This window comes from Haliscomenobacter sp., assembly GCF_040403615.1.
Taxonomy (GTDB): Bacteria; Bacteroidota; Bacteroidia; order Chitinophagales; family Saprospiraceae; genus Haliscomenobacter.
In genome coordinates this window covers 20,274-45,735 of the sequence record NZ_JBBAKG010000026.1, presented here as the reverse complement: position 1 = coordinate 45,735, position 25,462 = coordinate 20,274, and the positions used below count along the sequence as shown (strand labels likewise).

Here is a 25,462-nt window from a genome sequence, read left to right as displayed (position 1 = left end):
TTTTTAGAGGCTTTTGAATAGAAAGCTCACTTGAAATGAACCGTTAGGCTTCCTATTCAAAACCCAAAATCGGGAAGTTAATTTTTCTGCGTAGTTGCCAAGGGGCGATAAAAAAATAAGTGATCATTTTGCCAGAGGATTAGATAAGTAAACGTTTCATTTCAAGTGTCTTATCTAATCCTCTGGCTCAAGAAAAATGATCACTTATTTTTGCCCCACTACCAAGGCAACATTTTTTCTTTCTTTTAAAAATTCCCTCTCCATTTTAGAAATATAATTTATTTTTGCTTTCGTACGGCCCCCTCACGTACCGTTCTGGTCTTTTTTTCGTTAGTTTAGTAAAAAGGAGATTTATTTATCCATTTTGGTCTGCATTCCAGCCTTAGTATTCCTGTGAACATATTGTACTGAATTTGCACCTATCCCGGGTCAAAGCTATTGTTTAGAACACTGGCACTCCAAAACTGTTGTTCTGGAGTTGTAGGGCAACTAAAAAAACACGCATGGGAATTCGTTATCTCAAAAACTCGATTTGGGTCTTACCCATTTTATTTACATTTTATGCACAAGCCCAACGGCCAAACGTTGATTGTCGGACAGCCAAAGTTATCTGTAGCGACACCACGTTTCCATTCTTGCCATTGGGTGGAGGAATCGATGATTTTGCCAACCCTAAAAATGACCAGGGTTGCTTGCAACGTCGCGAAAACATCAGTAGCTGGTTCTACTTTGAGTTTCGTAAAGATATGCCTCCCAACACCCAAGTATGGTTCAGCATTACCGACCGAGTCAACCAAAATTGCATTCAAGATTTTGACTTTGCAATTTACCCCTCGGATGTAAATTGTGACCAATTGGGCAAACCCATTCGGTGTTCCTTTTATCAGCCTCCAACCAGTACGCTGGGAGCCCCCATTGTGGGTGGAATGCGGCCAAATGAAACGGATACCACCGAAACCTTGTCGGGACCATTGGTTGACGGCTGGTTAAAGCCGATGACCGTTCAACCCGGACAAGGCTTTTTCATGTTGATCGACTTTTTTGTAGGCTTTTGCCCAGGTGCGTTTGATTCCACTAAGGTAAAAAACTATATATTTGATTGGGACGGCCCAGCTGCCCCTTTCCTCAATTGTATCGCCAACCCCAACTGTGATTTGGTTCGGCTTACCACCAGCAACGATACCACCGTATGCGCCGGATCTACGCTCAACTTGAGGGGTTCGGCAACTTTTACCAACAAAGGGGAGAAATACATTTGGAAGGCCAAAGGCGGGGTAGGTGCCAATTTTGTACAGGCAAACGGCCGCACCAATGCTATTCTCAAAATTCCCATAAGTTTTTCAGGCCGCCTGGTCTATGAATTTATTGTTGAAGAAGGCAATTGTATCCATTCAGATTCAGTGGTCATCAATGTTACGCCAGCACCAGTGGTAAAACTAATGGCGGATACCTTTTTATGTCCAAATCTCAGCACCGACATCATAGCCCCCAAGGGATATGCCGGATACCGCTGGCAAGATAGCAAGCAAGGGGATACTTACTTTGGAGCAAGGGCTGGTTTGTTCAGCGTTACGGTTACCACTACAGATGGATGCCAGGCTGAAGCCTCCATTCAAATTCGCCAGAAATCAGTGCCCAATCCATTGATTACCGGAGATTCTATCCTTTGCCCCGGAGAAATAACCCGTCTTGAAGTGCCGCTTAACCTGGGAACGTATAGCTGGTCTACGGGGTCGGCAGGAAATTCCACTGTCGTCAATGCCGCAGGAACCTACACCATCACAATAACAGATCCCGAAGGATGTATCATTCAAGGATCAAAACTGGTAGAATTAAAAAGCAACCCACCGGCGAATATCTCCGGCCCAGGATTTTATTGCCAGGGTTCAAATACCATTTTGCGCGGCCCAGCGGGCAATAAATTTACGTACAAATGGTCATCAGGCACATTGACTCAGGAAGATGTAATCTCAACACCCGGCCCTGTAAATCTTACCGTTACCAGTGAATTTGGCTGTACCGCATCAAGTAGTTTCAGTGTTATCGAACGCTCCAATCCCGCCATCCAGGTTGGAGGCGACAAGTTTTTTTGCGGCAACAGTTCAGCTGTACTCATCGCTGACCCAGGTTTTCGGGCTTATTTGTGGTCTACTACAGACACGGTCAGAACCATTAAAATAACTACCCCGGGTACTTACCGCGTTTCAGTTACAGATGGATTTGGGTGTCAAGGAGTTGCTGCTGCAACCATTGATACCATTCCCTATCCGAGACCGGTTATTCAAGGCAAAACCAAATTGTGCAGTGGCGAAAAATCAGACATCACACCAGGGAGCTATAGTGCTTACGAGTGGTCAAATGGATCTACGAATTCCAGCATTCCAGTGACTTTACCCGGTAAATATTCGGTGATTGTTACCTCCGCTAATGGTTGTAAAGGTGTGGATACCATTGCAGTGCAAGTATTTTCAAACCCTACACCTGATATTCAAGGGGATTTGGTTCTTTGCCCTGGCGAATCCAGTTCCATCGGATTATCAAGGGCCTATTTGACCTACCAGTGGTCAAATGGCAGCACCAATTCTTCTGTTTTGATCAATCAATCCGGCCCTTTAACGGTCAGGGTTTTTGATGGCAATGGATGCAGTGCTAAGGATTCGGTCAATGTAATTCGGGTTTCAAATCCCATCCCATCGATACAAGGGCTTACCCAGCTTTGTGCAGGTGAAAAAACCATACTCAGCAGTGTATTGGGTTACCAGCAATACCGTTGGTCTACTGGAGATACCCTTACCGAAATTCAAATTGCTACAGGAGGCGTTTATAGACTGACCGTTACGGATTTCAACAATTGTACAAAAGATACCTCCCTTACGGTGCAGTTGCTTGCCAATCCAAAACCTGAAATTAGCGGAGATAAAGTCATTTGCAATGGAACCAGGGCAACGCTGATCGGTACACCAGGTTTTGCAACTTACGATTGGTTCAATGGCAGAACTTCTCCTACTATCTCCGTTAGCAGTCCAGGGCTTTACATTCTGGTCACTACCGGCACGAATGGCTGCATAAACCGCGACTCTATTAATCTTCCCCTGGTTACGCCCAAGCTTCCCCAAGGTATGGGCATGGAAAAAATCCTTTGCCGGGGAAACTCAGTGCTGTTGGATTCTGGTTCAGGATTTAATAGTTACAAATGGTCGAATGGAGCTTCCACTCAAACCATCAATGTAAGTAAGGAAGGACGCTATGATGTAGAAGTGGTAGACAGCAATGGATGCAAAAGCAATACGTTCTATCCAGTAAGGCCAGTCGATGTAGATACACCTATCATTTCCGGGCCAACTGAGATTTGCGAAGGACAAGGTATTCTGCTTTTTTCCTTAAATGGTAGTTTCAAAAGCTATCAATGGTCTACTGGAGCTACCACTGCGGGTATCAATATCAGAAAGGGTGGAAAGATTACCCTGAATACCATTGATCGAAATGGGTGTAAGGCTTACGGTGAAAAAAACATCTTCGAAAAACCTGCACCCCCCATCAGTATCACTGGCGATTTGATCATTTGCAGGAATGAAAAAACCATTCTCACCGCTAGCCCTGGCTACAGCGCTTACCTTTGGACAAACAGCAACAATGATACAGCCCGCTCAATCGAGGTTTTGACTGCAGGGCCTTACGCGGTTCAGGTTTTTGGTAAAAACGGCTGCCCAGGTAGTGCTCAAGTATTGGTGTTGCAAAGTAAATTGCCTTTTCCAATTATTGATGGCGAACGCTTTTTGTGCGAAAAAGATACCATTTCCTTGGACGTTGGTACTGACTTTGCTACCTATTCCTGGAGTACTGGCGAAACCAGCAGCAGCATCAATATTACAGATAAAGGCATCTTTGGAGTGACGGTTACCGATAGTTTGAATTGTGTTGGAAATGCATTGATTACCGTGTTTCTGAAACCTGCTCCTCCGATTGAGATCATCAGTCCGGATCAAATCTGTCCAGGCGATACTGCCACGATACAAAGCTCTACCACTTTTCCTGCTTACCAATGGAGTACTGGTGATACCACTCGGGTCATTAAAACGACCCAGCCGGGACTTTATGGTTTGAGGGTGCTGGGGCAAAATGGATGCTACAACCGAGATACCTTTCTACTGAATCAAGGGCAAATTCCGGTATTTAAATTTTTGGGCAACCCGTTTTTCTGTGCTGGAGGTCAAACTACCCTTGAAATTAGCCCGAAATTTGAGCAATACAGTTGGTTGGATGGCTATCAGGGAACGACCAGGGTGATTGATACCGCAGGTACTTATTACATGCGCGTGGCCAATGCAGGAGGTTGTGAGCAATTGGATTCTATTCGCGTGGAAAGGTTTGAAATTCCGATTGCCGATGCTGGCCCAGACACGGTGTTGAGCTGTATTTGGCGCAGCATCAACCTCGGAACGCCAATTTCAGGCCAAGGCCAGTTTGTTTGGACAGGCCCAGGCATTAATAAATCCAATCAGGGGCAGCAAATGCCAAACATTGTCCTTCCAGGAAAGTATACTTTGATTGTCAAAGATACCCTGCATGGTTGCAATTCGCCAAAGGACTCTGTTGATGTGGAGGATCTATCTATTTACCCTGAAATCACCGTAAGTGGCATAGGTCAATTGACCTGTAAAATAGACACGATGCGTTTGATTGGCAGTGGAAATAAAGTGGGCAATCGCTACCAATATCAATGGCTGGATGCATCAGGCCGGGATCTTCTGGATGAGCAAACCAATCAATTGGTGATCAGGGGTGAAGGCAAATATACGCTCCAATTCATCGATACCCGCTCGGGATGCATCAGTTTAGCCAGTTATACCGCGGTTCGGGATATTCAAAAGCCCGTTGCAGCTATTTATGGTGTTGAACCCCTCAGTTGTGTCCGCGATTCGGTTACCCTCAGTGTGACCCAAGCGCCGCCAGATGAAATCTGGACCTACCGTTGGGAAAGACGAAATGCCGTAAAAACCGACACCTTAACCACTGAGCCTCGCCTCACTTTAGGGAGTACCGGAACTTACCTCTTTTATGTGAAAAGTGAATTCAATGGATGTTTTGCCGTGGATTCTGTCCAGATTGTAACAGATACGCTTGCTCCTTCGGCTGACGCTGGACCGGATCGGGAACTGGATTGCTCCAATCCTAGCATCACTATTGGTTCGAATAATCAGACCAATGCAAATTTCCGCTGGTTTCAGATTGGGAATACATTTTTTACCCGAAAAGATGCACAACCTTCAGTGGATGAACCCGGCACCTATATTCTGGAAGTGGAAAACACGAAGAATGGTTGTAGAAAAACCGATACAGTGGAAGTGACCTTGTTCAATAATTCGCCAGATAGCCTGGAGATCAATGTAAAACACGTTTCTTGTGCACTGCAAAAAAACGGCGCGATAGATGTGATCAATGTCAATGGTGGAGAAGGTCCATTTTTATACCGCTTGGGAAAACAAGGTACTTTTGGAACCAGTACGGTTTTCAAAAACCTCCAGGATGGCAATTATGTCGTTGCAGTGCAGGACGTACGTGGTTGTGAATGGAATCAGGTCGTAACCATCAATCCAGGAGTGGAAGCAGACTTACAGGTGACCCCACCTCAATTTATTCTGCGGGGCAGAACGGTTCGTTTGCAATCGTCAAGTAACCTGAATCCGGAATCGGTCGAAAATTTCAAATGGACAACTACAAATCCTAAAGCAAAATTGGCCTGCGATACTTGTCGCAGCTTTAAAATTCAATTGTTTGAAACGACAGATTTTACAGCAGTTATTGCCGATACCAATGGATGTACTGCGCGGGCAGTCACGACGGTTACCGTAGATCCCAATCCAAGCTTTTATGTACCCAATGCTTTTTCACCCAATGGAGACAACATCAACGATTTCTTTGACATTGAAGCTGGACCAGACATTGAAAAAGTGGTCATTTTTGAGGTGTACGATCGTTGGGGCAACAAGATGTTCAGTCGGGAAAACTTTAATCCTCGCCTCATTCGGCCTCACGGCTGGGATGGTACCCACAAGGGACAGAAAAAGGAATCGGCGGTATTTGCATGGTACATTAAAGTAATGGGCGTGGATGGGGTAGAGTTTTTTGAAGAAGGAGATGTAACCCTAATTCGATAGCGAAAGTGGTAAAAAATAAGAACCCCCGACAAATTCATTTGCCGGGGGTTAAGGACTCTTATCAAGAAAAATTAAAATTGCGATTAAGCAAGTTTAACTTCTACTGCGTTCATTCCTTTTTTTCCGTTTTCAACTTTAAAAGTGACGGCGTCACCTTCACGGACATTGTCAACTAAACCTGTAACGTGTACGAAAAACTCCTCTTTTGAGGCGTCGTCTACGATGAACCCAAAACCTTTGGATTCGTTGAAAAATTTAACGGTACCAGTATGCATTTCAAAAAGTAAATGGTGATATGGCGATTTGCCAGATCAAAGATACAACCTTAACAGAAATATTTGTTCCTAAACACACGCGTAAAAATAAAAACCCCCGACAAATTCATTTGCCGGGGGTTAAGGACTCTTATCAAGAAAAATTAAAATTGCGATTAAGCAAGTTTAACTTCTACTGCGTTCATTCCTTTTTTTCCGTTTTCAACTTTAAAAGTGACGGCGTCACCTTCACGGACATTGTCAACTAAACCTGTAACGTGTACGAAAAACTCCTCTTTTGAGGCGTCGTCTACGATGAACCCAAAACCTTTGGATTCGTTGAAAAATTTAACGGTACCAGTATGCATTTCAAAAAGTAAATGGTGATGTGGCAATTTGCCGGAACAAAGATACAGCTTTATTTTATAAAAAATTGATTTTCATTGATTTTTGGAATTTAATTCCTGGCTTCCATCACTTTTTTAACTAAACCATCCATTCCTTCACTCTTAATCCAGCGGGCAACCACCACAAAATCCTGGTCTGGCAGTACAAAAATAACGTTGTTGCCGTTCCCCAAATGCCAAAATACGTTAGCAGGGGCGCTGGGTAGGGTTTTCTGATCAGTGTTCAAAAAATAATTCATAAAACCATAACCTGGCTGAACTGAGGTTGGAGTAGTGGCCATTTTGAACCATTCTTCCGAAAGCAATTGCTGGTTTTTCCATTTGCCCTTGCGCAAACTCAAGTAGCCAAACCTTCCCATATCATACGTATTGATGAACAAACCGCCACCCCAATGGCCGCCGCCACTTACCGATTGTACCATTTGGCCGTCCATCAGCACCCAGGAATTTTCGTAGCCGAACCAACGCCAGGAGTTGGAAGCGCCAATTGGATCCAGGATGTATTCCTTGAGTACCTGAGGAAGTGGCCGCCGCCAAATATTGAGCATGGCCAGCGAAAGTACATTTACCCGGGTATCGTTGTATTCGTAGGCAGTACCCGGAGCTGGACGAGCCGGATTCAGCCATTCTTTGGGATCTGGAGTTGGGCGATCTGCCCAATCGGGCTTACCCCAGAGGGTACCTTGCCAGGCACTGGTTTGTCGCAACAGGTTATCCCAGGTTATTTTGCGGTTGTGAGGGGTATTGAACAAATCCAGCAGTTTGGGTTGGCCAAAGGATTCGGCCTGGTCAAAGCGTTTTCCAGCTTCCAATACCCAAATTGGCGCCATGTAAGGATAAACCGTATCGAAAACACTCTTGATCATCCCCCGGTCAAAAGCCAGCCCTGCGGTACTGGAGAGCATACTTTTGGTCACGCTATGGGTCATGTCTACCCGCGCTGGTTCGCCCCACTCGGCAACGATGTACCCTTTGTAAATGATCAATCCGGTGGGTGCTCCACGGTCTTTAAATGGCCCGATTGCCTCTCCAAATGGTTCTTTCCCAAAACTTTGATAATGGGATTGCTCCATGCTGCGCGGATTGCCGGATTCTTGCTCGATCGCGTACTGAATGGCTTCTTTGATTTTTGCTGCATTCAATCCCATGCTTTCCGGGCTGCGGTGTTCCCAGTTTTGTGCAGTCGGGAAATAGATTTCAGGTGGGGGAGGAGGGGCTATTTCTTTTTTCTTTTGGGCAAAAGCAATAACGGGTAGCAAAAGCAAGATAAACAAGGTGTTATAAAAATTGGTTTTCATGGTTAGCTGTTTGTTTGATTGATAAAAGGTAAAGTGTTTTTCGTAAATTTAATTGCCTAAAACCGTCAGTACTTCCTTTAATCCCAGTTCCAGTTTGATTACATCCTCCACGGTATTGTACACGGAGAAAGATGCCCTGGCCGTTCCTGGAATTTCATAAAAATCCATAATTGGTTGGGTGCAATGGTGGCCAGCGCGGATACAAATGTCTTTTTGCCCCAAAATGGTGGCCAAATCATGAGGATGAACCCCCGCTAGGGTAAAAGAAATGATGCCCGATTTATGCGCAGCTTGTCCATAAAACTGAATGCCAGGTATATTGGCCAATCGTTTTTCTCCTTGCGCCAAGAGTATTTGCAGGTGAGCAGCAATGTTGTCTTGCCCCAATTCTTCCACAAAATCCAGTGCACTGGACAGCGTAGCCACCCCCGCAATATTTGGAGTTCCAGCCTCAAATTTTTGAGGTATGGGCGCAAAAATCGTTTTTTCAAAAGTAACGTCCCGAATCATTTCTCCACCAAAGCGGTAAGGCGGCATCTCGTTCAGCCATTTTTCTTTGCCATATAGCACGCCTGTTCCGGTAGGGCCAAATACTTTATGTCCCGAAAAAACCAAAAAATCGACATCCAGCGCTTGTACATCCAGTTTGTGGGATGCCGCACTTTGAGCGGCATCTACCAGTACAGGAATGCCAGCAGCGTGCGCCAAGGCAATGATTTCGGCAATGGGGTTGATGGTACCCAGGGTGTTGGATATATGGGTAATGGCCAGGAGTTTGACCTTAGGGTTGAGCATTTCCTTGATCTGCTGTACATCCAGTTCACCATTCTCATGGAAGGGTATGACTTTAAGTTCTGCTTTTTTTGCCAGGCAGGCTTGTTGCCAGGGAATGAGATTGGAATGGTGTTCCATGCCACTGATCAGCAATTGGTCGCCAGCTTCCAGCCGAGGCATAGCAAAACACTGCGCTACCAGATTGATGCCATCCGTAGTGCCACTCGTGAAAATAATCTGCCGTGCGTTGGGCGCATTTAAAAAGCGGCCACACCGCTCCCGACTGCCTTCGTACAATGCCGTCGATTCAGCGGCCAATCGGTAGATGCCCCGGTGTACATTGGCATTGTGCCGTTCGTAATATTCTTGTTCTAAAGCCAGCACGATGTATGGCTTTTGGGTAGTTGCCGCGTTATCCAAATAAACCAGATCCGGATAGTGTGTGAATATGGGAAATTGCTTTTGTACCTCTACAGGATTAAACATTAGACAGAATTTGGGTTTCAAGTTAGAGAAAGTTGGAAAGTTTAATGCTTGAAAAAGTGAAAAGTTGCTAAAATCAAAATCTCAATTCAACTACCTTGCAGAAATGAATGGTTTTTATTTGCCCAAACTTTAATACTCAAAATGGTAACTGTAGTCCAAGCTGAAAATATTGTTCTTTCCCACGTTTTACCCATGCAAACAGAACTGGTTGCATTGCATTCGGCTCTGGGTCGCGTTTTGGCTGAAGACCTTTACGCCGACCGCGATTTCCCGCCATTTGATCGCGTAACCATGGACGGGATAGCTATCGCCTACACCAGTTTTGCCAGTGGGCAGCGCGAGTTTCCCGTTAAGGCTGTGCAAGCAGCGGGGGCGACCCAATTGACTTTGGAAAATGCGCATGCCTGCCTGGAGGTAATGACTGGCGCACCGCTTCCAGCGGGGACAGATACCGTGATCCGTTATGAAGACCTCAGTATCGAAAACGGAGTTGCACAAATAAACATTGAAGACATCACCTGCCGTCAAAATATCCATCCCCGTGCCATCGATCGTCGAACGGGCGACTTGATCATTTCTGCTGGCCGCAAAATCGGGGCTGCGGAAATAGCCACGGCAGCTACCCTGGGCAAAGCAAAATTGCAGGTCGCCCGATTGCCGCGCACCGCCATCATTTCTACAGGTGATGAGTTGGTAGCTGTTGATGAAACGCCACTGCCCCACCAAATTCGTCGCTCCAACGTGTATGCCATCCAGGCTGCCTTGGCGGAATGGAAAATTGATGCCCAAACTTTTCATTTTATCGACGATGAAATTCTGATTCGAACTGGAGTACAAGAAATTTTGGAAACTTTTGAACTGGTTATTCTCAGCGGAGCGGTTTCCGAAGGGAAATTTGATTTTGTGCCCCAGGCCTTGGCTGCCGCCGGGGTAACGCCAGTTTTTCACAAAGTCAGTCAGCGGCCTGGCAAACCGTTTTGGTTTGGTACCTATGCCGATCGCGCTGTATTGTTTGCATTGCCCGGCAATCCGGTTTCTGCTTTTGTGGGCACTTACCGCTACATTTTGCCCTGGTTGCGCCAATCATTGGGCCTCAAAAACTGGCCCCAAACAAGTGCCATCCTGAGTCGGGATCTGGTTTTTAAACCGGAACTCACTTATTTTGTTCCTGTGGTATTGGACAACGCGGCAGATGGCAAAATCTTGGCGACACCATTGGAAGGGCATGGTTCTGGCGACCTGACCAACCTCAACGATGCCGATGGCTTTTTGGAATTGCCCAAAGAAAAATCGCAGTTTTCGGCAGGAGAAGCCTTTCCACTCTACCGCTACCGATAATTGTATAATTTTTTGCGTCATACTAAGATTGGATATGGAACAGCAACTCAACGAATTATACCACCCCTTGATTCTGGAACACAATCAACATCCAAAACATTACCTCAAACGGCCAGAAGCAGGAGTAGTGTTGGATGCCTACAATTCCTTGTGTGGCGACAAGTTCAAATTGTACCTGGACATCGAGGAGGGTAGGGTAGTGGCCGCTTCTTTTTCGGGCTATGGCTGTGCCGTATCCAAAGCAGCTACTTCAGTGTTGATGGAAAAAATTCAGGGCAAAACCCTGGAGGAAATTCAAGACTTGATTCAAACTTATTTTGACATTACCAAAACCGATCAGGAAAACTTAGGGGTTACCGATCCAGAATTATTGGCTTTTGCTGCCGCAAAAAAATTCCCCGGAAGGTTAAAATGCGCGGTGTTGTCCTGGGAGGCCTGTGCTGAACACCTGCACAATATCCAGCAATAATGCTCAAAACTGCCACATATCCAGGTACTTCACAAAAATCTTGGCTAAATTTTGAGCATCTGCCAGGGCGCGGTGCTGAGGCCCGGTAAAATCAAAACCTTCGGCTTCAACGCTGGCTTTCAATCCTCGTGGCCTGCGCAAGCGCTTCATTTCCATGTATTGATGCTTGACATTGATGTGTGAATGCACCCAATCGTCTTCCACGTCGTGCAATTGGCAATCTTGCAGCAAGAGCTTTTTGTCCATTCCACCCCAGGAACACAGAATGTAATCTTCGTCGAGCATCAAGCCCCAGTCCTGAAAAGTTTCTACCACTACCGGAAAAAGCGAAGCCCGATCTACTTCAGTTTGGGCAATATTGGTTAACTCCTGGCAATAAGCCGATAAGCGGGGATTCAGAATAGGGCGTACCATGCGGCTGAATTCATCTTCTACCTCACCATATCCATTCAAAAGAACGGCACCAATCTCAATTATCTCTTGCACTTTGGACGGCGGTCTGCCTTCCCAACAAGTTGCTTCAAGATCAAAAATGATGAAATTCAAGGTCTTGAGTTTTATGCATTACAATCAAACAGGCTCCAGCGTAAGCATGGCGTCTTTCTTTAAGTCGATCACCTCATCCAGATGGTAATTGTCCAGGCGATTGTGGTAATAGTACAACAAAGAAAAATCTTCGCTGACGATCTCTTTGGCCTTATTGTATCTCAACGGCTTTTTCAAGTGAAAAGTGCCCAAATGGGACAATCCATCCTTGATGAGGACTTCAATATCTCCTCGAATGACATCCGACAATTTGATCGTTCCGACAACTTCCATTTGGTACAATTCCTGGCGAATTTGTTCGATGACGTCTTTGAGGACGTTGGCTTTGAAAACATAATCTTCATGGGGCAAGCGCAGTACGCCGTACAAATCCAGGCGCAAGTTTTCTTTGAGCAACATCTGAAAAGCGGCAAAAGCCACCAAATGGCTGCTTAAAACAATATTGTCGGAATGGTACCGGGCTACAATTTTTTCAGCCAGATCCTTGGTGTATTCAGATTCGCGTTGAAGGTGCTCGGTTACTTTGCCTTCCGACATAAAGTATTCTCGCACATTGATCAGGTTGCCATATTTGTCGTAACTGTTGCCATCAATGTCTACCGGGTTGCCCAATACATCCATGGGTTGCCCAAAGGAGAGCGCAATGTCATTGCCTTCTGACAACACTTTCCAAATGAAGCGGATGATTTGGAATGGGTTGTAAAAATCATCTTTGGATTTGATGAAACGCTCCTTGCCCATTGCCCGCAAATAACTTTCAATCAAAAATGGGGCTTCCAGCACAAAATGATACCCCAATACCACCGGGACGATGAATAATTTTTCGTTTTTGCCCTGTTGGTACAAGGCCCGCTGCGCTTCTACTGTGGTACTCAACAGACCCAATTTGAGTTTTTCTTCCAATTTTCCAGAGCGCGAGCGCGTGCCGCCGGGAAAAAACAAGCTGTTCGTCCCTCTTTGCAAAGAGAGATTCGACATGGTTTTCAGGGTTTCGAGGTAGATGTTGTTCTTTTTGCGCCGATCCACGCGATATGCCCCCAGCCGATTCATGAAGTACGCTGTGTAGCCCGTATTGTACAAGTTCAAACCTGCACCGTAGGAGAAAGAAGGCAGTCCCAGGATCAAGTCCAACACATAACCAATCAAAATAGAATCCAGGTTGCTGAAGTGTGTAGGTACCACCACCACCGTACCTTTGGTGGCCAGTCCGCGAATTTTTTCCAATTCACCCTGCACGATCAATTTTTCAACCAGTAGTCTCCTTTTTTGTCCGCCAACGCGCCAAAAACCACGTTGCCGGGCTTGCAGGAGACTGTTGAAAAATAGGGTCAAAAACCGACGGGCGAAACGAAAAGTGGAAATGCGAAAAGTGCCGACAATTTCCTCTGCATAGCGGTGAATGATGGATTGTAGGATCTCTGCATTGTTCATGTTTGCCTCTGCGTCGGGTTTGTCCAAGGAGTACTTGATCAATTTGCTGCGAATGCGGCTCCAAAATTGTCTTTCCTTAGGAGGGTCAACCTTCCAACGCTCTTCTTTGATGCGGATACGCTCCTGGAAAACCGTTTCGGAAATGAGATCGGTTACTTTTTGAGTCGATTTGCGGGTGAGTCGATCTAGCGCAAACACCTCAATGTCTTGAATAAAAGCACGGCGGTCTTCACTCAATTTATAGATGGGCCATTCTTCAATATCGGGAATGACGGATGGAAATACGGGCGTTTTGAGTCTGTTTTTCATGCTTGAGGTAGCCGTCTATTTTTGCCTGAACTTCAGAATTCCAGCGCGGGCAAGCCCGTCGATGTAAGCCAGAATTTCCGTTTTTCCGATGCCTTTGGTAGAGGAGGTGTAAAATTGCTGCGGTAATTCATTCCAATACTCCAGCAGCTTCTCTTGCATCAATTTGATGTTTTCATCAATTTCATGCGGCTTCATCCGGTCCATTTTGGTGTAAACCAGTACGAAAGGGATGTGCATTTCACCCAGCCAATTGATGAATTCGATGTCTTTTTCCTGGGGTTTGATGTTCGAATCCACCAAAATAAACGCACAGCATAAACTGGGCCGCAAAACCAGGTAATCCTGAATCATTTTGCGCCATTCCTTGCGTTTGGCCTGAGATATTTTGGCATACCCATACCCCGGCAAATCGACGATGTACCAAAGCTGATTGATCAAATAAAAGTTCAACAACTGGGTTTTTCCCGGTTTTTGAGAGGTGTGTGCCAACTCTTTTTTGTCACACAACATATTGATTAAGGAAGATTTGCCTACATTGGATCGTCCAATGAATGCAAACTCGGGGAATTCCGCTTTTGGACATTGGGAATAATTGGGAAAACTCCCTTTAAACTCCGCACTTGCTATTTCCGTCATTTTCTTTTCCACATTTGGAGGTAAAAGTAATAAGTAATGGTGGTTTGGCGTAAGAATTGCATCTTTTGTAATGAATGGGATCGAAGAATACTTTAAATACCCGTAATTAAAAAATTAAAACCATGAAGAAGTACGTTTTGTTTTTCGCCCTGATGGCAACAGCAGCGATTGGCTTCGGCCAAATCCGTTTTGGAGTAAAAGGAGGCTTGGTTACCTCCAGTCTGAACAAAGAAGATCTTCCACTGATCACAGATCAAGGAGGGGTATCCAAATTCAAACTTGCCTTGCAAGATGGAAATTATGGCGTGAATTTTGGCTTTCTGGTTCGTGCTGAGTTGGGAAAGGCTTTCATTCAGCCAGAACTCAATTTTCAGTCCAATTCCGCCAACTTCAAGTTAGACGAATTTGGCAACCCGAATACCGCAAAAACCGTCCTGAAAGAGAGCTACCAATACCTGAATATCCCCGTGATGATCGGTTACCGCCTGGGGCCGTTGCGCTTTCAGGGTGGACCTCAAGGTCATTTGTTTTTGAACAGCACTTCCGATCTGGTTGACTTTGGCAATTACAAGCAAAATTTCAAGGAATTAACGATAGGTTACGCCGTGGGTGGCGGGTTAGACATCTGGAATTTGATGATCGACCTCCGATACCAAGGCAATTTTAGCAAATTCGGGGATCACATCAACTTCTTTGGAAAAGAGTACGCGTTTTCTCAACACCCCAACCAATGGACATTGACGGTAGGCTGGTTATTTGGAAAGCGCAACTAATCCGGACAAAGGATCTAGGATTTCGAAAAGTTTTTACGGCAATGGGTGTTTTTTCAAAATAAACCCAATGTTGTCTTTGAATTCTTCGTTATATCAACATGCCTTCATAACGAAGTCCTAGATCCAAAACCAGAGATGTTTTTATCTTTGGCATTACTTTTTTGCGGTTTACGCATCTAAAGTAAAAACTTCTTTCCAAATGAAAAAAATCTTGAAGCGGGTATTGCTTGCACTTGGTGTGCTCCTGTTGCTGTTTATTGGTACCGCGTTTGCGATCCCCTATTTTTTCAAAGATCAAATCCTTGCCAAAGCCAAAGCGGCCATCAACGCCAACCTCAATGCCAAAGTCGATTTTTCGGATGCCAATTTGAGCATGTTCAGCACCTTCCCAAACCTGGGCTTGAGCATGGACAGTTTTAGCGTTGAAGGGATCGACGCTTTTTCGGGCGTCAAACTGGCCGAAATCAAAAAAATGACCCTTATCCTGGATTTTTGGTCGGTTTGGAATGGCATGAATCCCATCAAAATCACTTCCGTTAAGGTAATTGACCCCAAAATTCACGTCCTGGTCACCAAAGATGGCCTCGCCAACTACGACGTATCTAAGCCTACCACAGATACTTCTACCACCGCCACTGATTTCAAAATCAACCTCGAAGATTACCAGGTATCCAATGGGCGCTTGATTTATGACGATGCCAGCATGGGCGTTTATGCTGTCGCAAATGGCATCAACCACCAGGGTTCTGGTGACCTAACTGCCTCCATTTATGACCTGGTTACCACAACCAAAATCGATACACTGAACGTCACTTATGGCGGCATCGGATACCTGAACAACGCCACTGCCAATTTGGACGCCATATTTCACGTGGATCAAAACCAAAGCAAATACACCCTCAAAGACAATAACCTGCTGCTGAATGCACTGCATTTGACCGCCAATGGATGGGTTCAACTGCCCAATGAGGAAGATGTGCTCATGGATCTCACATTCAATACCCCTGAGAACGATTTCCGCAACCTGTTTTCGATTATTCCTGGTGCTTACCTAAAGGGCTACGAGCAGGTAAAAGTGGATGGTAAATTTGACCTCAATGGCGAGGTCAAAGGAACCTACAATGGCACTCGGGAGCAAATGCCCGGCTTCAGCATCAACCTGGGCGTAGACAATGGCCGCGTAAAATACCCCGATTTGCCCCTGGCAATTTCCAACATCAACGCCAAAGGCAATATCTCCAGCCCCGGAAGTGACCTGGATCAAATGAAGATCAACTTTTCGAAATTTGCCCTCAAAATCGGCAGCAATCCCATCGATTCTCGATTCATACTCAAAACTCCACTTTCTGATCCCGATGTGGATGCCAAAGTGAAGGGGATTTTGAATTTGGGAGAACTGGCTCAGGCTTTCCCCATGCAAGGACTGGACGAACTGCGCGGAAAAATCACGGCAGATGTGGTGATGCGCGCGCGTCAATCGCAAATCGAAAAACAGCAGTACGAGCAAGTTGCCATGCAGGGCAATGCCCGCATTCAAGGCATGACCTATCGCGGGATGGGCTACCCTGCCATCAATATCCAGGATGCTCAAATGAGTTTCAGCCCGCAGTTTGTAGATTTGGCGCGTTTTGTGGGTACACTGGGCAAAAGCGATCTTCAGGCCAGTGGCCGCATCAACAATATTCTGGCTTATTTTTCGCCCAATAAAACCATGACCGGCAACCTCACCGCGCGTTCTCACTACTTCAACGCCAACGAGTGGATCCCAGCCGCAGCGCCCAGTGGTACAGTAACTGCCGCATCCTTGTCGGGCTCGACTCCTGCTACGACAGCAATATTTGACCGTTTCGACTTTGGCATCGATGCACAAGTAGACAAACTGGTTTATGACAAATACGAGCTCCTGAACAGTACAGCCAAAGGCCAAATCAGCCCCAACCGCATGACCATCACTTCGGCAGCTACGCAAATCAAAGACAGCGACATGGCGGTGGATGGCACCATCACCAATGTGTTTGATTACCTGTTTAAAGGGGGCAATCTGGGCGGCAACGTCAACCTAAACTCGCGCAAGCTCGACCTCAATCAATTTATGTCTGATTTTGCTGGCACTCCTTCTACTGCGCCTGCACCCGAAACGTCCAGCGCCGAATATGGAGTCATCCTCGTTCCAGACAACATCAACCTCAGCATCAATGCTGAAGTAGGCGAAGTACAATACACCAATATGACGCTGAACAACCTCAATGGAAATTTGCAGGTAGCAGATAAAACGGTGGAGTTGCGCGACGTAAATGCGAATACCCTGGGCGGCAACATTGGCTTTGCTGGCTTGTACGATACCAAAAATGGAAAGAACCCCCTCTACAACATGCGCTTGGATTTAAACAAGATGGACTTTCAAAAGTCGTTCAAATCTTTCAATTCCTTCCGCATTCTGGCTCCTATCGGTGCTTACATCAACGGCTTGTTCAATACCAGCCTGGTGCTGAAAGGCAGTCTTAAAGACAACATGATGCCTGATTTGGCCACCGTGGATGCCAAGGGATTTCTGGAGACGGTCAACGGGGTAGTCAAAGGATTCAAACCCCTCGAAATGATTGGCCAAGCGCTCGATATAGCCGAGATCAAAAAGGACGTATTCTTGAACACCAAAAACTGGGTCGCCATCCGCGAAGGTGGAATAGACGTCAGTGCCTTTGATGTCAAAGTGAAAGACATTCAAATGACCATCGCTGGGCGGCACACCATCAATCAGGTCATCGATTACACGGTGAAAATGAAAATTCCACGCAAATACCTGGATCAAAACGCAGTGGGCAAAGCCGCTGCAGTTGGTTTGAAGCAATTGAAATCTCAGGCGTCAAAAATTGGCCTGGAATTGCAGGAATCCGAATTTGTCAATGTATTGGTCAACCTGACGGGCAATGTAGGCAATCCCAAAGCCCAGTTTCAGCTATTGGCAGGTGATGGAAAATCCGTGGCTACCGACGTCGCCAAAGATGCTATCAACAAGGAATTGGATGAGCAAAAACAAAAACTGGAAGCGGAGGCGAAGAAAAAAATTGCCGAGGTAGAAAACAAAGCCAAAGACATGGCGGGCAAAGCTGCCGATTCCCTGCGCAACTCCGCTCAACGCGAATACGAAAAGAAAAAAGCCGAGCTGGAAGCCAAAGCCCGCGAAAAATTGGGCAAAGAAATTGGCGGAAAAGTAACCGACACCTTGGCCAAAAAAGCCCAGGAAAAATTGGGCAATGTAATCGACAAAGGCAAAGCGCAGGAAGAAATCGACAAAGCAAAAAAAGAGTTGGAGAAGTTCAACCCTTTCAAGAAAAAAAATAAGCCTGCGGATACAACCGGAGTCAAGAAAAATTAAACTTTAGACTTTAGGAAAGGCAGCAAAATTGGCAAAATCGGGCTTTTTAAGCTGCCTTTTCTAAAGTCATTGAAAAAAAGAATCCATATGCGTACCCCACTCTACCTTTGCTTCCTGGTATTTTTTGGTCTGCAATCACTTTTTGCTCAGAACCAGAAAAAGGCCATTACCCTCCAGGATTGGTCCATCAAGCCAAGCGCGTTAAGTGTACTCAATTCGCCCCAGCGCGACATCAACCTCTCCATCACCCCCAATGGCCAGTATTTGTATTTCATGAGCGGCCGAGGTGGGCAGGAATGGTCGCAATTTACCACCAGCTACCGGGGCGTAAGAGAAGCCGATGGCGATGTGTGGTATGCTGAGAAAAAGAACGGCAACTGGACTTCCCCAACTTGCCTCCAATCCTCGATCAATACTTCCAATGGCGAAGACGAACCAAATATCTCCGCCGATGGACAAACCATTTATTTTGAAAGCTGGCGTGGCGATTGGTCTTACTCTGGCGGCCCGTATTACCGGGCGGAACTGCATGGAGATCGTTGGGAAGATCCTCGCGGACTGGGTTCTGGTATCACCCGTTTTTTTCAGATGTCTCAGTTTTCGGCTACCGATGGCATGTCCATCGCCCCAAATGGCCGAATCATGATCATTGCCTGTGGAAGGTCTTACGATGGGCCAATGGATTTATACATCAGCCGCAAAGATGAAGAAGGCGTTTGGGGTTTGCCCCAAAAACTCGATGTGTCTACCCAGGGCGATGAACGCTCCGTATTTATTGGCGCCGACAGCAAAACCATCTACTTCGCTTCCGATGGCTGGGGTGGCTTTGGCAAACTGGACATCTTCAAAACTACCCTCGAAGGCGGAGCCACCACCGGAGAATTGATCAACATCGGCAAGCCATTCAATACCCCCAATGAAGATTACGGTTTTGTGCTGGATGCCCCGCGCAATGATGTTTATTTTGTAAGAGATGGCGATATTTATTATGCCAATTTGGGCGATAAAGTTGATGCCCGCATCAAGCCGGAAGCCGTACTCATTGTCAACGGTTTGGTGAAGGAAAAAGGCAAAGGTTTTTTGGAGTCCAACCTGTTTTTTCGGCACGACGAATCCGATGAGATTTTTGGCAAAGCCCGCAGCAATGCTCTGAGTGGAGCTTATTCCATGTCTTTTCCCCGCTATCCAGGAGAATACACCATCCGGGTTAATTTTGCCGACGGCTATCCTTCCATCGAAAAGAAGATCGTCATCGATGAAAATACCCCGGAAGTACTGGACATTTCTTTTGAAATTGATCCTGCAAATTTGGAAGAACCAGTGGCCAAACAGCCGGAACCAGTGGTTGAAATCCCGGTAAAAAGCAGCAAAACCAGTTCTACCATATTGTTCGCATTTGATCAGGCAGAATTGAGCGAAAGTAGCAAGGAAGATTTGCGCCAAGTGGCCGAATCCGCCAAAAAAGCCAACCGCTATGAACTGACCATCGTTGGCCACACCGATGACGCTGGTTCTTCGGATTACAATCAAAGATTATCGGAACGCCGCGCCAAGGCTGTCGCTGATTTTTTTGCAACCCAGGGTTTGATTGCAAAAATTGCGGCTAAGGGCGAATTGGTGCCAGTGGTATCAAATTCTACGGATCAAAACAAAGCAAAAAACCGCAGGGTTGAAGTGGTCTTGGAGGTGAATTAACTCTCATTATACAGTAAGCAGCTCCGCTGCATATTAATTCACCACGACGACACGACGAACACGACGATTGGCGTGCTGCGCACCCCAATTACCCGACGCTTGCGTTGGGTTGCGCGGAGCTAACGTCGTGTTCGTTGTGTCGTCGTGGTGAATGTTTGTTTTTGGCGAAGCCAAAATTTTCAGATCTACTTAACTTGAAAACCTCTCTAACTTCCAACTTTCAACCAACCCGTAATGCTCATCCGAACGGCATGTGTTTCCAGCACCTCATGCTCCAGTTCATTGCTTTTGAAAAACACACATTGACCATTGAGTGGCGCGATGGTTTGCGTATGATCGGAGTGATAAATGCACAGCTCGCCACTGTCCTGACTTTGCCAATCGGCATTCAGGTACATGATCATGGAAAACACCCGGCTGTTGTCGCTCCGAAACTGATCAAGGTGGCGCTTGTAAAAACTACCTTTTTCATACAGTGCATAATGAAATTCATACCCGGTGATGCCCGTATAACAAGTACTGTTGAGGTAAACCACAAAATTGTCCATCAGATCGAGAAAGAGATTCTCGGCTACATTCTCGTGCAATCGATCCAGCCAGTAGATCTTGTCGCTGCGCAACAATTTATCCTGTACATGCACTGTCCGATTGCCAATGCCCGCTTCCCGAAGTTGTTGGTCATGGTGCAGCGCGAGCAGATTTGCTTTGAGTTGAATGGCCAGGGGTTCTTGCAAAAAATGTTCGGCCAGGCCGACGTTGTGTTCCAGAAAACTATTGATGAGGCAGTCGAATTGGGTTTGCAAACAGTGGAGTTGAGGTCAAATTGGCATAAAACCAATCGTGTAGCACTCAAGGTAGCACTTATTTTTTACTCACTCATAATTTGCGGTAAGCAGCTTCGCTGCTTGATTTATTCACCACGACGCCACGACGAACACGACGCTTGCGTCGTGTAGTGCGGAGCTAACGTCGTGTTCGTCGTGGCGTCGTGGTGAATAAAAATGCAGCGTAGCTGCCTGCGTAATGTGACTTGCCATTCTGTTGCTTCAATTGCATACCGTACCCGCTTGCACAAAATATCTTTTACCGTTGAGCAGGATTTCATTGCCTGCCTGACCATTGGCAAGGGGGTATTCCCAAACCCGACCATCGTTGAACTTCAGTACCAAAGTGGGTTGCGTTCCTTTGGCAATCACCTGCCATTTGCCTTCATCTGCTCCCGCGCTGGCATATGAAAAATCACCTGAGGTATTGTTGGAGCTGTAAGAGCTGTCGTTTTTGTACACAAAAGCGCCGTTGGAACACACATGAATGGTGAAATGATCGGCCAGCCCATTGCCCGTTTTGAAATATTCCAATCTTTTGCCTTTTACTTTTTGCTTCCATTGCTCGGCAATACCGGACACTTGTGGCTTGCTGAACTGTATACTGTTGGCCACAGATTTCAATGAGGAAGTATACGTGGCGTTGTACAAATTGGCTGCACCGGTTGCCGCAATATTGATTCCGCCTCCATTGGGTGAAAGCATACTGATCATTTCGATGACCACTGCCTGACCTTTGACCGTACCATCAAAGCGAATCAGTAAAGCATTGCTGCCATAAGCTTGGGTCTGCCCTTTGAGGTAACTATTGGTGCTGGGGTCATTGGCATCCATGACCTGGGCACGGATTTCGGCCAGGCTATTGTAGTCATGGGTACTCACGCTTAAAGGAACCTCTGCACCCGGCTTGTTCAACACAAACCCGCCTCCTTGCGCTTGACTTTGCCAACCGCTAGGGCATTGAAAGGAGAATCCGCTGTAAGGATCGCTCACCCGGGCTCCGGTAGCTACAGGTGCGGTAGACGTAGCTTTGTCATTGGTTGCTCCTGTGGAGGTTGTTGGAAGGGTACTGGTTTTAGGCGCATTTGCACCCAGGGTGGATTTATTACCCGCAACGGGTTGATCGGATGTTTTGACCACGGGGATGCTCACCCCTTCGCTGGTTACGTAATATTCACCCAACAACCGCGACAAGGAAAAAGCAAAGGCCGAACCATTGTACTGGTATTCCGCATTGATCATACCCAGCACTTTTTGGCCATTGGCGAAAGGAAATTGCTGCCCTTGTAGTTGAAAGAACCCCTGGTAGCTGCCATTGGCCGTTTTACCCATGGACAAGACCAGGCCAGTTTGCTGATTGCTGAAAGTCCCTAGGTAATGGTCTTCGGTGCTTTGCGCATTCAGCAGTTGGAAAAAAGACATTGTGGTTAGGAGTGCCATGATTTGGTGCGATTTCATACGACTGAGTTCTTTGGTTGAATTGATGGTTCAAAGATCGGGCTTATTTCTTCCTTTCGCTTCGCCCTCAAAGAGGAATTGAAAAATCTCCCCCTTTATGAGGAGAGAAAATTACCATTTCATTCCCGACTTTTTATTTTGTGTTTTAGGTTTATTTGCTTTTTTGTTTACCTTTCGAAGGTTTTTCAAACGCTAAGCAATACCAACCGAAGATGATCCGTAAAACAATGACTGGCACCCTACTTTTGTTGGTGCTTACCCTGGGCGGTTGCCGCTGGGAAACAACCAAAAAAGCCCTCAAACACGGGGAAGTGTTGAAAAGCTCCATCGAGTCTTTTGAAAAAAACCGGGTAAAACTTTCCACCCAGGTGGTAGAAACCCTGCAAGAAGCAGAAGAGAGCTTGACCCAACCCAACCCGGATCTGCCTGAAGTTTCCAAAGACTTTGAAAAAGAATGGACGGGTATCCAGTCTCGCTATGGCAAACTCAAAAATGATTTTGAGCGCGTAGGCAAAAGCTCCGATGCTTACTTTGCTACCCTGGATCAATTGAGCAGCAGCATCCACAATGAAAAATTGCGCAAGGAAGAATTGGCTAAGAACTCAGAGTTGCGCAAAAAATGGGACATAACCTTTAAAGAAGCTGGCGAAAGCATCGACAAAGTCACCAGCGTACTGGAGTCGGGCAATGATTTCCAAATGGTATTGGTGGCTTCCAGTATTCGCCAAAAACTGAACCAGAACGTAGACGAGTTACACAACATCGCCGAGCAAGCGAAGGTCTTGCTGGCTGATTTGGAAGCCTTTACCGAAGCTGGCCGCCAGTTGGTAGAAGGTGGAGAAGGGCAATAATCTGTGTCTACTTTCTCCAATCTTCATTTAAATTCCAATGAAAAGGAAAAAAAGGGAATTTTGGCTGCGCCAAAACATTAATTCACCACCACGACACGACGAACACGACGCTTGCGTCGGGTTGGGCGGAGCTAACGTCGTGTTCGTCGTTTCGTCGTGGTGAATTAAAATGCAGCGGAGCTGCGCAAATGAACTTAAGTCGATAGCTCACAACATGGGTTTCATCCCAATTCATCAGCAACCGATTGCAAGCGTTGGATCATCATGGCGATCAAACGCCGCAAGTATTCCGCTTCGTTGGCTGCAAATTCTTCCCACTCTCCAATCGTAAATTGCCCAATAACCATCCCTGCCATCAATTGCCGCAGTTGCTGGTCTTTTTGCAAACTATTGGCTATCCAATCTTGGCGTCCTTTTTCGGAGAGGGCCTTGTACACGCCATGGCGCTTGCGGATGTAAGACCGAAAACCTGCCACGAGCAAATCGTGTTGAAACTTGAGAATTTGACGCAAGGTCTGATTTTGAAAAAGCTCGGCTGGAGTAGATGCTGTGGTATCGAGCTGTAATTCAGGGCGAATGCCCAACAATTGTTGATCGCGCAAGATGGAAATATTGATAAAAGTGTGGGAAGGGGAAAATCTCCTTCCAATTGGACAAAGTTACGCAATCAGCCGTTCTTTTGCTCGTTATTCAGCTTTTGCCTGATTACTTTTTGCTCCGCAGGCAAAGCCGCCAACTCTAGGGCCCGTGAATAGGCCATTTTTGCTGAAATGGCATCTCCGGTTTTTTGGTAAAAGTCTCCCAACGCAGTATGGTACAAATGGCTTTTTTCCAAGCCCTCAACTTTTAATATGGCCTCAATTCCCGCATTTGCACCTTCTGCATACCCCAAGGCAATAGCTCGATTGAAGGCAACGACGGGGGAGGGACTCAGGTTGTAAAGCAAATTGTAACAATAAAAAATGGCTTGCCAATTGGTGTGGGTAAAATCGGGCGCGCCAACATGGTAAGAAGCAATGGCTGCTTCCACATGATACACCGAAATGTCGTTGCCTTGGCTGGATTGTTTGAAATGGGTGTTGCCTAGCGCAATCAATTGCTGATTCCAGGTGCTCCGATCCTGGTGTTCCAATAAGATGATCTCTCCTTCCGCATTCATGCGGCTATCGAGACGTGAAGCATGAAAACACATCAAAGCCATCAATGCGTGGGTCTTGGGCAAATCACTAAGGGGATTTTTGCCCAATAAAGTCCCTAAACGGATGGCTTCAGCACACAGTTCATGCCGCACGATACTGTCGCTGGAAGCAGATTTGTAACCCTCGTTGAAAAGCAAATAAATGGCCTGCAAAACAGCATCCAATCGAGACAGTAGTTCTTGCCCCATCGGTACTTCCAGCGATAATTTCTCTTCCCGGATTTTTTCTTTGGCGCGGTAAAGCCGTTTGATGATGGAATCCGTGGGGATCAAAAATGCAGCGGCAATTTCCTGGGTACTCAGGCCACACAACGTACGCAACATCAAGGCAAGCTGAGATTCGAGGGGAATGTCCGGATGACAGGTAGCGAACATCATGCGCAATTGAGCATCTTCAATTTCGCTATCCAGAAAATAGCCATCCAGCCAGGATGATTCCAACGGTTGCGCGTTGGATTGGTATTGCGGGGCGATCCGCTCTTTGAAGTTGCGTTCTCTTCGCAGGTAATCAATGGTGCGGTTTTTGGCAGAACGGTACAACCATGCACGAGGATCGTCGGGCAAGCCTTTTATTTTCCAGGTTTCCAGGGCATTGAGTAAGGTTTCTTGTACAATGTCTTCTGCAATTTCCACCTGACTCAAGCCAAATAATTTTACCAAAACAGCGAGCATCTTTCCAGATTCGTGCCTGAAAAGGTGCTCCACTGTAGTATTTGCAGGTAGGTCAATCACGATTTATTGGTTCGTCGACGTGATGGGGCGTACTTCTACACTTCCCTCGATGTCGAAAATTGGGCAACCGGTGGATAACGCAATGGCCTCTTCCTGATTGTCTACTTGTACCATCAAAAAACCACTGACCAGTTCTTTGCTTTCTGCAAAGGGCCCATCGGTTACCACGTGTTTGGATCCATTGATCACTTTTCCTGAATTTTTCAAGGCTTCACCGCCTACCAATTTGCCTTGGGCTGCAATGCCGCCTATCCACTGATTCCATAGATCAAGGTTGGCTTGCATCTCTTCTGGCGACATGGCCTGGTAAGCTTCTTCACTTACCGTAGAATTGCGAAACAACAGCAAGTACTTTTCCATTTTTTTTGATTTAAAGGTATGAAAAATTGAGTTTGGTCTTTTCAATAAAACCGACTGGATAGAGACGAATGGTGTTGATGCAATCGGAC

At 46.2% G+C, this 25,462-nt stretch carries 19 protein-coding genes; 7 read left to right on the top strand and 12 right to left on the bottom strand.

The genetic code is table 11. The features are described 5' to 3' along the window. The first annotated feature begins 503 nt into the window (after nucleotides 1-503). A complete protein-coding gene (locus tag ABW391_RS10515; protein WP_353481816.1) occupies nucleotides 504-6,158 on the top strand; it encodes a T9SS type B sorting domain-containing protein in 5,655 nt (1,884 codons plus the stop codon). Nucleotides 6,159-6,241: 83 nt separating this feature from the next. Here ABW391_RS10515 and ABW391_RS10510 read toward each other — a convergent pair whose 3' ends face one another. The 4 genes from ABW391_RS10510 to ABW391_RS10495 form a co-directional block, all read right to left on the bottom strand. Next, a complete protein-coding gene (locus ABW391_RS10510; RefSeq protein ID WP_353481815.1) occupies nucleotides 6,242-6,433 on the bottom strand; it encodes a cold-shock protein in 192 nt (63 codons plus the stop codon). 155 nt (nucleotides 6,434-6,588) lie between these two features. Beyond that, nucleotides 6,589-6,780 (bottom strand): cold-shock protein, encoded by a 192-nt coding sequence (locus ABW391_RS10505; protein WP_353481815.1) that lies wholly within the window; start codon nucleotides 6,778-6,780, stop codon nucleotides 6,589-6,591. A gap of 89 nt (nucleotides 6,781-6,869) precedes the next feature. Beyond that, nucleotides 6,870-8,117, bottom strand: coding sequence for a serine hydrolase domain-containing protein (locus tag ABW391_RS10500; protein WP_353481814.1), 1,248 nt, complete (start codon nucleotides 8,115-8,117; stop codon nucleotides 6,870-6,872). A gap of 48 nt (nucleotides 8,118-8,165) precedes the next feature. Beyond that, nucleotides 8,166-9,377 (bottom strand): aminotransferase class V-fold PLP-dependent enzyme, encoded by a 1,212-nt coding sequence (locus tag ABW391_RS10495; protein ID WP_353481813.1) that lies wholly within the window; start codon nucleotides 9,375-9,377, stop codon nucleotides 8,166-8,168. 141 nt (nucleotides 9,378-9,518) lie between these two features. Here ABW391_RS10495 and ABW391_RS10490 point away from each other — a divergent pair, with 141 nt between their 5' ends. After that, nucleotides 9,519-10,715 (top strand): molybdopterin molybdotransferase MoeA, encoded by a 1,197-nt coding sequence (locus ABW391_RS10490; RefSeq protein ID WP_353481812.1) that lies wholly within the window; start codon nucleotides 9,519-9,521, stop codon nucleotides 10,713-10,715. A 34-nt stretch (nucleotides 10,716-10,749) separates the two neighbouring features. After that, a complete protein-coding gene (gene sufU / locus ABW391_RS10485; RefSeq protein WP_353481811.1) occupies nucleotides 10,750-11,184 on the top strand; it encodes a Fe-S cluster assembly sulfur transfer protein SufU in 435 nt (144 codons plus the stop codon). A 3-nt stretch (nucleotides 11,185-11,187) separates the two neighbouring features. On the opposite strand, the gene ABW391_RS10480 is transcribed toward sufU, so the two are convergent. The 3 genes from ABW391_RS10480 to yihA are packed head-to-tail and all read right to left on the bottom strand — an operon-like array spanning nucleotide 11,188 to nucleotide 14,106. Beyond that, nucleotides 11,188-11,730 carry a 3'-5' exonuclease gene (locus ABW391_RS10480; protein ID WP_353481810.1) on the bottom strand — a complete coding sequence of 181 codons (543 nt, stop codon included), beginning with the start codon at nucleotides 11,728-11,730 and terminating at the stop codon, nucleotides 11,188-11,190. A gap of 24 nt (nucleotides 11,731-11,754) precedes the next feature. Continuing rightward, on the bottom strand, nucleotides 11,755-13,470 hold the full coding sequence (locus ABW391_RS10475) for a 1-acyl-sn-glycerol-3-phosphate acyltransferase (RefSeq protein WP_353481809.1): 1,716 nt from the start codon (nucleotides 13,468-13,470) through the stop codon (nucleotides 11,755-11,757). A gap of 15 nt (nucleotides 13,471-13,485) precedes the next feature. Then, nucleotides 13,486-14,106, bottom strand: a complete 621-nt coding sequence (yihA, locus tag ABW391_RS10470) for a ribosome biogenesis GTP-binding protein YihA/YsxC (protein ID WP_353481808.1) — start codon at nucleotides 14,104-14,106, stop codon at nucleotides 13,486-13,488. A 122-nt stretch (nucleotides 14,107-14,228) separates the two neighbouring features. On the opposite strand from yihA, the gene ABW391_RS10465 reads away from it, so the two are divergent. The 3 genes from ABW391_RS10465 (at nucleotide 14,229) to ABW391_RS10455 (ending at nucleotide 19,950) form a co-directional block, all read left to right on the top strand. Beyond that, nucleotides 14,229-14,879: an outer membrane beta-barrel protein gene (locus tag ABW391_RS10465; protein WP_353481807.1), complete on the top strand. Its 651-nt coding sequence runs from the start codon at nucleotides 14,229-14,231 to the stop codon at nucleotides 14,877-14,879. Between the two features lie 199 nt (nucleotides 14,880-15,078). Further along, the gene (locus ABW391_RS10460; RefSeq protein WP_353481806.1) at nucleotides 15,079-18,255 is read left to right on the top strand and encodes an AsmA-like C-terminal region-containing protein; all 3,177 of its coding nucleotides are present in this window, start codon (nucleotides 15,079-15,081) and stop codon (nucleotides 18,253-18,255) included. An 87-nt stretch (nucleotides 18,256-18,342) separates the two neighbouring features. Next, nucleotides 18,343-19,950 carry an OmpA family protein gene (locus ABW391_RS10455; RefSeq protein ID WP_353481805.1) on the top strand — a complete coding sequence of 536 codons (1,608 nt, stop codon included), beginning with the start codon at nucleotides 18,343-18,345 and terminating at the stop codon, nucleotides 19,948-19,950. A gap of 206 nt (nucleotides 19,951-20,156) precedes the next feature. Here ABW391_RS10455 and ABW391_RS10450 read toward each other — a convergent pair whose 3' ends face one another. Together ABW391_RS10450 and ABW391_RS10445 are read right to left on the bottom strand one after the other, a co-directional pair. Then, nucleotides 20,157-20,753, bottom strand: a complete 597-nt coding sequence (locus ABW391_RS10450; RefSeq protein ID WP_353481804.1) for a 2OG-Fe(II) oxygenase — start codon at nucleotides 20,751-20,753, stop codon at nucleotides 20,157-20,159. Nucleotides 20,754-20,996: 243 nt separating this feature from the next. Then, nucleotides 20,997-22,214, bottom strand: a complete 1,218-nt coding sequence (locus tag ABW391_RS10445; RefSeq protein ID WP_353481803.1) for a hypothetical protein — start codon at nucleotides 22,212-22,214, stop codon at nucleotides 20,997-20,999. 230 nt (nucleotides 22,215-22,444) lie between these two features. Between ABW391_RS10445 and ABW391_RS10440 the strand changes: the two genes are divergently transcribed. Beyond that, nucleotides 22,445-23,083 (top strand): hypothetical protein, encoded by a 639-nt coding sequence (locus ABW391_RS10440; RefSeq protein WP_353481802.1) that lies wholly within the window; start codon nucleotides 22,445-22,447, stop codon nucleotides 23,081-23,083. A 221-nt stretch (nucleotides 23,084-23,304) separates the two neighbouring features. Here the strand turns inward: ABW391_RS10440 and ABW391_RS10435 are convergent, their stop codons facing one another. The 3 genes from ABW391_RS10435 to ABW391_RS10425 all read right to left on the bottom strand — a co-directional run bounded on the left by ABW391_RS10435 (nucleotide 23,305) and on the right by ABW391_RS10425 (nucleotide 25,373). Then, complete coding sequence (locus ABW391_RS10435) at nucleotides 23,305-23,685, bottom strand: glyoxalase (RefSeq protein ID WP_353481801.1); 381 nt, start codon at nucleotides 23,683-23,685, stop codon at nucleotides 23,305-23,307. A 65-nt stretch (nucleotides 23,686-23,750) separates the two neighbouring features. Next, nucleotides 23,751-24,986: an RNA polymerase sigma factor gene (locus tag ABW391_RS10430; RefSeq protein WP_353481843.1), complete on the bottom strand. Its 1,236-nt coding sequence runs from the start codon at nucleotides 24,984-24,986 to the stop codon at nucleotides 23,751-23,753. Between the two features lie 30 nt (nucleotides 24,987-25,016). Then, complete coding sequence (locus ABW391_RS10425) at nucleotides 25,017-25,373, bottom strand: YciI family protein (RefSeq protein ID WP_353481800.1); 357 nt, start codon at nucleotides 25,371-25,373, stop codon at nucleotides 25,017-25,019. Nucleotides 25,374-25,462: the final 89 nt, after the last annotated feature.

Excerpts from the sequence above, each read along its gene's own strand:
- ABW391_RS10515 (WP_353481816.1), top strand. The coding sequence starts at position 504 with ATGGGAATTCGTTATCTCAAAAACTCGATTTGGGTCTTACCCATTTTA.
- ABW391_RS10510 (WP_353481815.1), bottom strand. The coding sequence starts at position 6,433 with ATGCATACTGGTACCGTTAAATTTTTCAACGAATCCAAAGGTTTTGGG.
- ABW391_RS10505 (WP_353481815.1), bottom strand. The coding sequence starts at position 6,780 with ATGCATACTGGTACCGTTAAATTTTTCAACGAATCCAAAGGTTTTGGG.
- ABW391_RS10500 (WP_353481814.1), bottom strand. The coding sequence starts at position 8,117 with ATGAAAACCAATTTTTATAACACCTTGTTTATCTTGCTTTTGCTACCC.
- ABW391_RS10495 (WP_353481813.1), bottom strand. The coding sequence starts at position 9,377 with ATGTTTAATCCTGTAGAGGTACAAAAGCAATTTCCCATATTCACACAC.
- ABW391_RS10490 (WP_353481812.1), top strand. The coding sequence starts at position 9,519 with ATGGTAACTGTAGTCCAAGCTGAAAATATTGTTCTTTCCCACGTTTTA.
- sufU (WP_353481811.1), top strand. The coding sequence starts at position 10,750 with ATGGAACAGCAACTCAACGAATTATACCACCCCTTGATTCTGGAACAC.
- ABW391_RS10475 (WP_353481809.1), bottom strand. The coding sequence starts at position 13,470 with ATGAAAAACAGACTCAAAACGCCCGTATTTCCATCCGTCATTCCCGAT.
- yihA (WP_353481808.1), bottom strand. The coding sequence starts at position 14,106 with ATGACGGAAATAGCAAGTGCGGAGTTTAAAGGGAGTTTTCCCAATTAT.
- ABW391_RS10465 (WP_353481807.1), top strand. The coding sequence starts at position 14,229 with ATGAAGAAGTACGTTTTGTTTTTCGCCCTGATGGCAACAGCAGCGATT.
- ABW391_RS10460 (WP_353481806.1), top strand. The coding sequence starts at position 15,079 with ATGAAAAAAATCTTGAAGCGGGTATTGCTTGCACTTGGTGTGCTCCTG.
- ABW391_RS10455 (WP_353481805.1), top strand. The coding sequence starts at position 18,343 with ATGCGTACCCCACTCTACCTTTGCTTCCTGGTATTTTTTGGTCTGCAA.
- ABW391_RS10445 (WP_353481803.1), bottom strand. The coding sequence starts at position 22,214 with ATGGCACTCCTAACCACAATGTCTTTTTTCCAACTGCTGAATGCGCAA.
- ABW391_RS10440 (WP_353481802.1), top strand. The coding sequence starts at position 22,445 with ATGATCCGTAAAACAATGACTGGCACCCTACTTTTGTTGGTGCTTACC.
- ABW391_RS10425 (WP_353481800.1), bottom strand. The coding sequence starts at position 25,373 with ATGGAAAAGTACTTGCTGTTGTTTCGCAATTCTACGGTAAGTGAAGAA.